The following is a 9,332-nucleotide window of genomic DNA, read 5'->3' as shown; positions in this document are numbered from 1 at the left end:
TGGCATTATCCGGTCATTATTTTATCAAGTCCCGCGGTAAGTACCGAAGATGCCAGCTATATGCGCATTGCTCTGCAGGTAATGGTCAGTTTCATAATGGCGGGTCTTTCCTACAGATACATCGAAGAGCCCATCCGCCGCGGGACCTTTGGGACCAGCCTAAAATCACTCCGCAGATCAGGCGCTGGCAGCCAACTAGGTCTTGTCGTAATTGTTATCGCCATCATTCTGGTCCTGACATCATGGAAGACGGATTCACCAGATCCTGTACCCGATGCGCCAGCAACTGTAAGCCGGGAATCCGTCCAGACAGAAACGCTGCAATCCGGCTGTTCCGCTGAAAATCATTCCGCTGAAAATACAGGCCATTCCGCAGAAGGAGAGGGGATCACGGCGATTGGAGATTCTGTCATTCTGGATGCCGCCCCGTTTCTGGAAAAACAGCTTCCCGGTATCATCATAGATGGCAAGGTGGGACGGCAAATGTCACAGGCCGAGGATGTGCTTGATGGCCTGCGGGCACAGGGCAAACTTGGCCATAAAATTATTATTGAACTCGGCACCAACGGCGTTTTTAACCAGAGTCAACTGAAGTCCTTGCTGGCTTCACTGCAGGATTCCCGGCACATTTATCTGATAACGACCAGAGTACCGAGAGGGTGGCAGAATACCGTAAATGACAATCTACGTGAAATTGCTGGTGAATTTCAAAATGTCCGGCTTATCGACTGGTATTCGGCCAGCGAAAACCGCAACGATCTGTTTTATGACGATGGTGTTCATCTGAAACCAGAAGGCGCTCAGTATTATGCCTCGTTTTTGATTGATGCTATCAAACAAGATAAAACCTACTAGCATGTTAAAGGGAAGGATGAACTAGGTATGAACAAAAAAAATGGATGGATGGTAAAAACATTAGGGGGTTTTATGGTTATCCTTATCGCTTTAGGAGCCATCGGCCTCCATATGCACGCAAAGCAAAATTCGGATGATAACGAATCACGCAGCAAGGATTCTTCTCTATACAATCTTGATGCGATGCAGCCCGCTGCACAAAAGCGTGCGGCTTCCAGCACCAGCGGAGAACAAGCTCAACCATCCGCTTCCTTAAACGGCGAGGGCGTCACGATGATTGGAGATTCGGTTACGGTCGGAATTGAGCCTTATTTAAAAGAGCAGCTTCCGAATATGACGGTTGACGGCAAGGTTGGCCGGCAGATGTCTCAAGCTATAAAAGTCATTAATGAATTGTCCGCCCAAGGCAAACTGGGAGACCAGGTCATTATCGAACTCGGCACCAACGGTCCGTTTAGCAAAGACCAACTGCGCGACGTACTGCAATCCCTTTCTGGAGCCAGACAGGTAATCTTGGTTACCACCCGGGTGCCGAAAGGCTGGCAAGACACGGCGAATGACACGATTGCACAGGTCGCTGGTGAATACAGTAACGTCAGCGTGGTGGACTGGTATTCGGCTAGTGTAGGCAAAGATGAATATTTTTATAGAGATGGCGTCCATTTAAAACCAGATGGTAGCCGATACTACACTTCACTTCTCGTAGCAGCCTTGCAAAAATCTTAAATACAGAAAGGGGCAGGGGCGTTCATCATCCAGAAAGGAAGAATGACATGACACAGAGGAAAAAGAGGATATTGACTGTAACATTGTTACTTGTGGTCGCTGCTGTAATCTTTGTCTTTTACTATTTCTTGTCCATTTACAAAGGATTAGAAGGACTTAACAAAACACCGGCAAACTCCTCGTTCATTAAAGTAAGCACCGATAATGCCGAAGCTCTGGAAGCTCCGGAGTGGGAGGGAACCGAGCCTGTCAACATTCTGCTGATGGGTGTGGATGCCCGTGGAAGTGACAAGGGCGAGGTACCCAGATCCGACAGCATGTTGGTCGTTTCATTGAATCCTGCCAATAAGCATATTCATGTATTTTCGATTCTTCGAGACACTTATACGGATATTCCCGGGTACGGCAAAAATCGAATTAATACCGCTGTTACGCATGGGCCAGATACGGCGATGAAAGCAGTCAGCGAATTGCTGGGGGTGCCTGTTCATTTTTATGTATATACGGATTTCCAGGGGTTTATTAAACTCGTGGATGCTGTAGGCGGACTCGATTTTTATGTCGAAAAGGATATGTACTATGAGAGCAAAGCCGATCAGCATGAGTATGATATTAATTTAAAGCAGGGACAGCAGCATTTCGACGGCAAAACGGCGCTTCAATATGTCCGTTTTCGTCATGATGCCATGTCCGATTATTCCAGAACAAAAAGACAGCGGCAATTGATTACGGCATTAGCCGAGAAGGTAAAAACAACGACTTCCATTATGAAGTTTCCTTCCATTCTAGAGGAAATCAGTCCGTATATCGATACCAATTTGTCAGTCTCTGATATGTGGAATTTGGCTTCGGTAGGGTATCAAAGTACATTACAGGGAAATGAACAAATACCGCCAATGAAGCTGTTAAAAGAAACCTATGTTGGCAGAGCGGCTGTTCTGGACGTAAAAAGTCGAACGGATTTGAAGCAATTTGTGCAAAGTATCATAAACTCCGACGCTTCTAACTCGATTACAGACAATCTTTCCGAACAAAAGTAGAAAACAGATTTTGAATAGGATTGGACAATATATAAAATCATCATTTGCCGGACAATAGTCTGTTAAATGCTCTTTGTGAATAAAGAAGAGTACAACATGGTCTTTCGGTTATAAATAGGGGGAAAAAGAATGGGTACAAAACCGATAGTAAAGTTCTGCTTGGCGTTAACCATATCCGCCGCCATGCTTCTGCAGATCACTGCTCCGCACATGGCTATGGCTGATGCTGCACAGCGTGCAAAAAGCACGTTATTGAACGATAAACAGAGTCAACCAACAAAAACAATTTCAACGCAAGGTGAAAATACCCGGACACTGAAATTGGATAACAATGTAGCATCCATGACGAAGAAAAGAACAATTAAAGCTAGATTTAAACTTCCGAAGGGGACCAATATAAAGAAAATACGCTGGACATATGGTGGAAAGCCATTATCGGAATGGAAATCGTACAAGAATGGCGATTATAATGGCGCTCCCTTTATCACCGTTACTCAGGTCAAAGCAGAAAACGGAGAAGTCACTGCCAATATCAATTTCGGTCTTACTTACGGTACGGAGAATCTTGCCGAACCGAGTCTGCAGCGTCCGCTATACGCTTCCCTGATGGGGACCTATGAACTGGCTGCAGTAGTCAACGGAAAAACTGTTGCCCGTGCTCCCATGAAACTGGTCCCGTACGACAGCTTCCGTACGTATGACGAACTGAAGCCGGAGATTGATGCGATTACGGCACAGGCAGCTCAAAAAAACAACAGATACATTAAAACGATGTCGATCGGCAAATCCGTGGAAGGCCGCGATATTTATATGACTGTGCTTGCCAAAGATAAAGCAACGATTGACAAATATCAGAATGTAACTCATCCTGACATGCTGAATCATCCTGCAAAGCTGGAGAACGATATTAAATCCGGTGCATTCGGAGATTATCAAGTGCCCATCTGGATCAACAATATTCATCCAAATGAAGCGCCGGGCTTTGATGCGATTATCAATTATTTTAAGACAATGGCCCTCGATAAAAATGTTACGTACAAGACCACCCCGTCCAATGGAAAATCGAGTACGGTAACTCTGAATTTGGATGATGCGCTTGATCATGTATTTTTCCTGTTCCTGTATACGGAGAATCCGGATGGAAGGGTTCATACCGAACGTTCTAATGCTGAATATTTTGACTTGAATCGGGATAATTCATATCAAACTCAGCCTGAAACACGCAGTATAACAGAGCAAATCGCCAGATGGTCGCCGATTTCTTTCCTAGATCTGCATGGGTTTGATAAGAATTTTCTGATTGAGCCTACCACACCGCCTCACAATCCGAATATTGAATACGATTTGCTTATGGATAACATGGTAGAACAGGCAAAAGTGATGGGTGAAGCAGGTATTGCAAACACGAAGTATGATTACTACCATATTCCTTATGAAGAACATCGTAAAACGGCCGAAAATCCTAAATATGTTTCCAAAGGAACTGCTTCGGGATGGGACGATGCGTCTCCAGCCTATACAGCTGTCTTCGCCATGCACCATGGTGCAATGGGACATACGCTGGAAACACCTGAATCGAATGAGGAGTCGACCAAAGCATTGTACTATAGTGTCGCTGCAGCAACCGATTATGTTATGGAAAAGAAAGAAAAGTTATTTTTGAACCAGCTGAAAATATATGAACGTGGAATTAATAATATGGATGATCATGCTGTAGATCGGTATCTAGTCAATGCAAAAAATCAAGTCATTGGCCGCCCGCGTCACGGTAATAAGAATTTTTTCCCTGAATATTACGTTTTGCCGACTGATAAAAGTCTTCAAAAAAATCCGCTGGAAGCCTACCGGATGATTGAATATTTTATCCGCAATGGAGTAAAGGTTGAACGCTCGACAAAAGCTGTAAGTGCTGCTGGCAAGACCTACCCTGCAGGTTCATTTATCATAAATATGCATCAGGCCACACACGGCATTGCAAACATGGTTTTATATGATGGTATTGACGTCTCAGATTATGCTTCCGTAGCTGGCGAGATTGTACAGGACTTTCCAGTCCTACGAGGATTTGAATGTGATGCGATTAGAGAAGCCGGAGTGTTTGCGGGCAAAACTTCTCCGGTGACTTCCGTATCGATTCCGGCAACACAAATGCCGAATCATTCTGCCTATGTTTTAATCCGAAACACCAATAACGATGTCATCAAAACGGTTAATGAATTGCTTAAATCCGGCAAAGCGGTTACGATGCTATCCAAAAGCGGAACAGGATATGAAGCGGGTGACTTTGCAGTGGCCTACGATGATCTGCATCCGCTGGCCTCGAAATACGATCTTGATGTAACGGCATTCGGCAATAACAGACCTGTTGGCAAAGTTCTTAAACCTTCTACGGTAGCCGCTCTCGGCGAACCAGCTTATGTGCTCAAAAATCTCGGTTTTAAAGTGACCGATGATCAGCAGCATGCCGATGTGCTGGTGAATACATTCGATTCCGACAAACTTGTCGAGAAAGGGAAGCCTTACATTGCTTATGGAAATATGGGGATGGTTAATGTGAAAAACTGGATTCCCCAATTTGCGTTTGCTGGACCGACATGGGAAAGATACGAAGGGGTCTTCCTGGCGAATATCAAACAGGATCATGTGATTACAGCTCCTTACGATAGTGAAGAATACTTCTACACCGTTACAGGTTCTTACATTACGAAACTACCTAAAGCCGCAAAAGTTCTTGCAACCATTAGTAATAAAGAAAACTTCTTCAAAGCGGGCTGGTGGCCAGGTCACGATGCTGCAAGAGGAAAGATCATGGCCTTCACCTATAAGGAAAACAAAAAGAATCTTACTGTTTTCTCCAATGATCTAACCAATGGCGCTCATTCACAGCAGCAATTCCGACTACTGGCCAATTCAATTTTTAATGCCGTCGCCGAAAAATACTGAGTGACTTTTAATAATATTGCAAACAACCTTATTCCAGTGATCAACTGCGAATAAGGTTGTTTTTTGCGATAAAACGGTTTCGCCTACTGTGACATTTTGTTTACAACTTGATCAAACTTTAGCGACATCTGCAGGATATATTGGACTATAGCGTGACATCAATCCTCTGCATAACCAGATTGATAAAAATGTGAATTCAGTATTTTCAGGGAGGAATGCAAGTTGCTAAGCAGTATAAAGCTGATGAGCAGATTCGTTAGAGAATATGTGGAGGAGACAAGAATTAAGGATCCTGTTTATTCCAAAAGCGTTCGACCCGCACAATGGTTACAATAGCAGCAGTTTTGCTCGTGACGGCCCCGCCGCTAATGGCTCTTGGATCAAGCATTTTCTCGAGCGCCTATCTTCTTAGTGATATCGCGGGAGGTTCGATGTCTGCTCTCGCCTTGGCTCCTGCATTTGTTACTGGTATGGCCATTGGTCGCTTTGCTCTCACCAGGATACGAACTGCTCTCTTACTCACAGGCAGCGGTATCGTTATGCTTGTTATTCGTACAACACTGGCTGCTTATGTAGTTCCGAATTGGAGTCTGCACCTTGAATAATGGCTGGTAAGTGTGCACGGAGCTGCTCCTGCACAGCCGGATGAATACGCAATTTGGCCTCTTATAACGTTAAAAATATTTAGTATCATTCCATCTTATACTTTTAATATTGAGGGAAATATAAGATTCATATAACAACGTATTTATATAAAGATATAAAAATTGGAAAGAAGGCGGTTCTATGAAAAAACACATGTTGATTTTATTGCTATTGGCCTTATCGGCCAGTTCTTTATCAGCGTCCTTTGTTCAAGCAGAAGAGGCGCAGCAGCAGTCTTCCAATACAAGTGTGAAATTAACACTGAGTCAAGCCCAGCAATGGGCGCGATCAAATAGCTTTAGCTTGAAGGAAGCCCAGCAAACGATAGATCGTAACCGGATTAACCTAAAAAATGCAGGTAAGAATTTGGATTTTATTCCGGCAGGTACAGGCAACGGTGAGGAAGATGCGGCTAGTAGCTCAGCTTGGAAGGGGTATGCCTCATCGACGGTTTCTTATTTGGAATCTAAGAAGCAAATTGAACTTGCCCAAGATCAGACAGACTACGCTACAATGAAAAACTATTACGATGTACTTCTGGCTGATAACAAAGTGAAGAGCAGTGAGGATGCACTTACGCTTGCGTTATTGGAGGAAAAAGCTGCTGAGGCGAAAGCCAACCGTGGGAAAATTTCTCCAGGTGATCAAAGCACCATTACTCAGAATCGACTAGAAGCACAAAAGAATGTAGAGATTGCAAAAGCTGCGCTTCGAAAAGCGATGGATTCACTAAATACGCAAATGGGGCAACCTCAAGGTACGGTGTATGAACTGGTGGATCGACCTGTTTACCGGAAGATGGATAACACGAATTTAGATACGCTGGTGACGCGTGCAATCTCGGCGAGTCCTTCGGTATGGAGGCAGGAGGAGGCTGTCAAGCTGGCAAAGATGGAAGTTAAATATTACACGTGGAACTCAGGAAATGATGATTATGAAATTAAACAGATTGAAGTAGATTCAGCAGAAGGCGGATTGGAAAATACCAAGGACCAATTAGCAGAAACACTGAAGAGTATGTACTTTAACTTACAGCAGAGTTATGAACAATACGAACAAATGCAAAGTAATCTGCAGAACACTAATAAAGTATTAGATATATCTCGTAAAAAAAAGGAACGAGGATTTGCTACAGGTACAGAGGTCGCCACTAATCAGTTAAAAGTGAAGCAAATTGAACGGAATAAGGATGAACTAATTGTTCAAATGACAATGCTGCAACATGCTTTAAACAAGCCGTGGAGCGTATAGGTTTTAGAAAAAATACATTTTAAGGGGATATAACATTGTCGGAAACAGAAAAGAAAGATGCTTTGCAAGTGTTAAGAAGGAAAAAAAGATTGAAAGGGATCATAGGTATTCTTGTCTTGGTTATTATAGCGGGAATTGGAAGTTTTGTTTATATGAAAAAGGGGCAGGAAAAGCCCGTGGAGAGTCCTGTGAACCAGATCGTACAGGTACAGAAAACAAACATGACCGAGTCGCTTAAAGTGACTGGGACCGTTCAGGCATCTAAGGAAGTGAATATTAATTTTACAAATGTAGAGGGTGCCAAGCTCATTGCTGTCAATGTCAAAGCAGGAGATAGTGTCAAGGCTGGTCAGGTGCTGGCTCGTTTGGATGATTCCGATTCCAGGTTACAAATTAAAAATGCTGAGTCCAATGTAGCGATAGCCCGAGCCAAGCTGGAGGAAACCAAGCGTGGACCGAAGTCCAGTGATATTGAGCTCCAGAAGGCAAATGTCTTAAAGGCACAGATGGCGATTAAAACAGCCAAGGACGGGATGGATTTAGAGGAAGCCACTGCACAAAAAGAGGCGGCCAAGGTGACTTTGGATAAAGCACAAAAGGATTATGATGACCAGGTTTATCTAGTTCAGAATGATGCAGCTGCAGAAAGTGACCTGGCGACGGCCAAGCAAAACCTGGATAAGGCAAAATTGGATATGAATAATGTTGAACTTCAATATAAAAAGGCAAAGAACCGCCAAGCTCAGGCGATTGAGGAGGCGGAAATGGGCTATAAAACAGCTTTAATACAATTAAGAGCTGCACAGTCCCCGCCTGATGCTTCCAACATTCAATCCGCACAGGCTTCTTTACAACAGGCGGAAACGGAATTGGAACAGAAGAAAAGTGTCCTGAACAAATTACAGGCTACAGCGCCATGGGATGGAATAATCATGAAGGTCAACGGCGATGTGGGTACCAGTCCTACAGCACCTTTTATTGTTATGAACAACTCTAATACAGGCATTATGAAGGTTAGTGCCAAGGTTAACGAAAGTGACATTGCTAAAATGAGGACTGGGCTTCAGGCTACGATGCACACAAGTTCATTCCCGGACAAACAATTTAAAGGCAAAGTCCTCTTTGTATCTCCAGAGCCGGTTACTGAATCCAATGTGACTACATACAAAATTGAATTATCTTTAGATAGCCAAAAAATAAAGCTACAGTCAGGGATGAATATAGATGTATCGCTCCAGTTGGCTGAGCACAAAGATACGCTTACAGTGCCACTGTTCGCATTGAGATCCGAAGGTGGAGTGGATGGAGTATATGTAGCGAAGAACCCGGCTAACCCTGCAGATTATGAATTCAGGCCAGTGAAGCTGGGTGTCTATACAGCGGATCAGGCCGAAATCAAGTCCGGTGTCAAGGAAGGCGAGACCATTGTTATTCCACCTCAGAGTGGTAGTGCTGGTTCCAATGGCAGTCAAGAGGGTCAAGACCCTGATGGGGGTCAGGCACAATGAGAGAAAATCAATCCCATAAAGTTGTTATCGAAATTAAAGAACTGAAAAAAATGTATGAGGTAGGCGGTCAGAAGATTCAGGCTCTGCGCAGTGTTAATTTATCTATTAGCGAAGGTGAATTTGTTGCCATTATGGGACCTTCTGGTTCGGGCAAGTCTACCATGATGAATGTCATTGGTTGTCTTGATCATCCCGATACCGGAGAGTACTACCTGGATGGGTACTCCATATTGGCTGCTCGTGAGAACGAGATTTTGGAGATTCGAAATCAGAAACTGGGTTTTGTGTTTCAGAAATTCTATCTACTTCCCCGAACTACAGCATTAGCAAATGTAGAGCTACCTATGATGTATGCAGGTATACC

At 43.9% G+C, this 9,332-nt stretch carries 8 protein-coding genes; all 8 read left to right on the top strand.

Annotated elements, in window-relative coordinates; translation table 11 throughout:
* A partial coding sequence (locus tag GRP75_RS14235; RefSeq protein WP_160789616.1) for an SGNH/GDSL hydrolase family protein occupies nucleotides 1–855 on the top strand: 855 nt, incomplete at its 5' end.
* A 27-nt stretch (nucleotides 856–882) separates the two neighbouring features.
* On the top strand, nucleotides 883–1,581 hold the full coding sequence (locus tag GRP75_RS14230; protein WP_028541104.1) for an SGNH/GDSL hydrolase family protein: 699 nt from the start codon (nucleotides 883–885) through the stop codon (nucleotides 1,579–1,581).
* A 47-nt stretch (nucleotides 1,582–1,628) separates the two neighbouring features.
* On the top strand, nucleotides 1,629–2,621 hold the full coding sequence (locus GRP75_RS14225; protein ID WP_068941292.1) for an LCP family protein: 993 nt from the start codon (nucleotides 1,629–1,631) through the stop codon (nucleotides 2,619–2,621).
* Nucleotides 2,622–2,750: 129 nt separating this feature from the next.
* Nucleotides 2,751–5,564: a M14 family metallopeptidase gene (locus tag GRP75_RS14220; protein ID WP_160789615.1), complete on the top strand. Its 2,814-nt coding sequence runs from the start codon at nucleotides 2,751–2,753 to the stop codon at nucleotides 5,562–5,564.
* A 350-nt stretch (nucleotides 5,565–5,914) separates the two neighbouring features.
* Complete coding sequence (locus tag GRP75_RS14215; RefSeq protein WP_237449047.1) at nucleotides 5,915–6,169, top strand: hypothetical protein; 255 nt, start codon at nucleotides 5,915–5,917, stop codon at nucleotides 6,167–6,169.
* 181 nt (nucleotides 6,170–6,350) lie between these two features.
* The gene (locus GRP75_RS14210; protein ID WP_068941295.1) at nucleotides 6,351–7,460 is read left to right on the top strand and encodes a TolC family protein; all 1,110 of its coding nucleotides are present in this window, start codon (nucleotides 6,351–6,353) and stop codon (nucleotides 7,458–7,460) included.
* 35 nt (nucleotides 7,461–7,495) lie between these two features.
* Nucleotides 7,496–8,968, top strand: a complete 1,473-nt coding sequence (locus tag GRP75_RS14205) for an efflux RND transporter periplasmic adaptor subunit (protein WP_068941297.1) — start codon at nucleotides 7,496–7,498, stop codon at nucleotides 8,966–8,968.
* Nucleotides 8,965–9,332, top strand: a 368-nt coding sequence (locus GRP75_RS14200) for an ABC transporter ATP-binding protein (RefSeq protein ID WP_160789614.1), incomplete at its 3' end; no start/stop codon positions are given. The genes GRP75_RS14205 and GRP75_RS14200, both read left to right, overlap by 4 nt.

It is taken from the genome of Paenibacillus sp. OT2-17 (assembly GCF_009827695.1).
GTDB lineage: Bacteria > Bacillota > Bacilli > Paenibacillales > Paenibacillaceae > Paenibacillus > Paenibacillus polymyxa_B.
This window is presented reverse-complemented; position numbering and strand designations above follow the sequence as displayed.